We start from the raw sequence: 1,748 nt of genomic DNA, 5'->3' as shown, positions 1-1,748 counted from the left end.
TGCAGTTCCTGCAGCAGACGCGCCAGCCACTGATCGAGCTCGGCGCGCTGACCGTCGTCGAGCACAGCGGAACTGCTGTTCGACGCGCCGTCGAGCAGTGCGCGAGCGGCAGTGGTGTCCCCGGAGGACAGGAGAGTCTCCGCCTCTTGCAGCTTGGACGTCGTATCGATCTGCGCCACAGTCGAATCGGCCTGCTCGGAGAAGACGACCGACTTGACGCTCCACAGCGGATCGTCCGGTGTCGAGTTGTACGAGATGACCACCAGGCCACCCATCACGACGGCGATCGCGGCTGCGGCACCGGCGATGGGACGCAGCAAACGCATCCGTCCACCGCGGTTGGCCGAGCTCGAGCGCGCCATGTCGGCGGCGAGCTTCTCGCGTTCGACCGAGGCGACGACCACATCGAGGGAGGGTCCGGCCGGCATCGCCGGCGTGACCACGTCTGCTCGCCAATTGGCCAACAGAAGGGCGAGTTGGTACTCGTCTGCGTCATCGGTGGCAATCGGTCCGTCACCACTGATCGCGTCGATGAACGCATCGTCACGACGTACGGCGACGAGGTCCACAGGACCACCGTCTGCGCCGATGTCGGCATAGGGATCGTTCTGCTTCGGTCCAGTGGAGCTCACGTGCTCACCGATACGCGAGATTCCGCGACGCGGCGTCTCACCGGGGCCACCGTGACCATTGTCCCTAGCCATACATTTCACCTGCTCTCACAACTTCGTTCTTCAGTTTTGCGATAGCTCGGTGCTGAGCCACGCGGATAGCGCCTGCAGTGCTGCCGACGGCGGCTGCTGTTTCCTCGGCCGACAATCCGACTACGAGTCGGAGCACCAGAATCTCGCGGTGCTTGGCGGGCAAGGTGTCCAGCAGTGCAGTCATCTGTCGACTCGACTCGGATTCGAGAGCGCGTTGCTCCGGTCCGTGCTCCATCGACACGACATCTGGTACTTCGGCGGCCGGGTCCGATTTGTTACGCGAGGCGCTGCGATGGGCGTCGGCGACCTTGTGAGCCGCGATGCCGTACACGAATGCCATGAACGGACGACCTTGGTCCTGGTATCGCGGCAAGGCGGTCATGACTGCCAAAAGGACCTCCTGCGCCACGTCGTCGGCCGAAAGCTGACCGCGCTCAGCCGAACCGACCCGTGCCCGGCAGTACCGAACGACGAGTGGTCGGATGAATTCCAAGACCCGGGACAGAGCCAGTCGATCGCCTTGCGCTGCGGCAACGACGAAAGAGTCCAACTCCTCACCCGCACTGTTCATCGTCGACAAATTTCCCCGCGTTACAGGTACGCACCCGCCTGGGAGCGCTTCCACGTGGTGGTGGAACGAGACCAAGGATAGCGACACCACCCGGTCACAACCGAACCACTCGGTCCGCCTCCGACCCAGGTCCTGGTCAACCGACCGTCGAACCACCCGGACGATCGATGGCGGCGGCCAGGTCGACGGACGAGGTCATCCCCGCGTCGAGCCCGCCCGTTCCCTCGCACAACATCGTGGCGGCCCAGCGCAGGGGCAGCAGACCGGCCATCTCCGCAGCGCAGGCCACCTGGACGGCCGACTCACGGGCCCGGGAGGTCTCACCGACACAGCTCAGTGCCGCCGCAGCCACCAGGTCGGTCTTGACGACGTGGCGTAACGAATCGGCATCGTTGGCGAGAGCGCGAGCGGCCTCGGCGTGTCGGACCGCCTCGGGTCCGTCGCCCGCGCATCATCGCCAGCTCGGCCGCCAC

3 protein-coding genes are annotated in these 1,748 nt (G+C 65.4%); all 3 read right to left on the bottom strand.

The features are described 5' to 3' along the window. A partial coding sequence (locus RHBS_RS27505) for an anti-sigma-D factor RsdA (RefSeq protein ID WP_128646917.1) occupies positions 1–704 on the bottom strand: 704 nt, incomplete at its 3' end. Next, on the bottom strand, positions 697–1,275 hold the full coding sequence (locus RHBS_RS27500; RefSeq protein ID WP_121870408.1) for a sigma-70 family RNA polymerase sigma factor: 579 nt from the start codon (positions 1,273–1,275) through the stop codon (positions 697–699). The genes RHBS_RS27505 and RHBS_RS27500, both read right to left, overlap by 8 nt. A gap of 136 nt (positions 1,276–1,411) precedes the next feature. Then, positions 1,412–1,627, bottom strand: coding sequence for a hypothetical protein (locus RHBS_RS27495; protein ID WP_128646916.1), 216 nt, complete (start codon positions 1,625–1,627; stop codon positions 1,412–1,414). Between the last annotated feature and the right edge of the window lie 121 nt (positions 1,628–1,748).

The organism is Rhodococcus sp. BS-15, assembly GCF_000813105.1.
In the GTDB taxonomy this organism is placed as follows: Bacteria; Actinomycetota; Actinomycetes; order Mycobacteriales; family Mycobacteriaceae; genus Rhodococcoides.
This window is presented reverse-complemented; position numbering and strand designations above follow the sequence as displayed.

Bases quoted from the DNA above. Each gene is read 5' to 3' on its own strand.
- RHBS_RS27500 (WP_121870408.1), bottom strand. From the start codon at position 1,275: ATGAACAGTGCGGGTGAGGAGTTGGACTCTTTCGTCGTTGCCGCAGCG.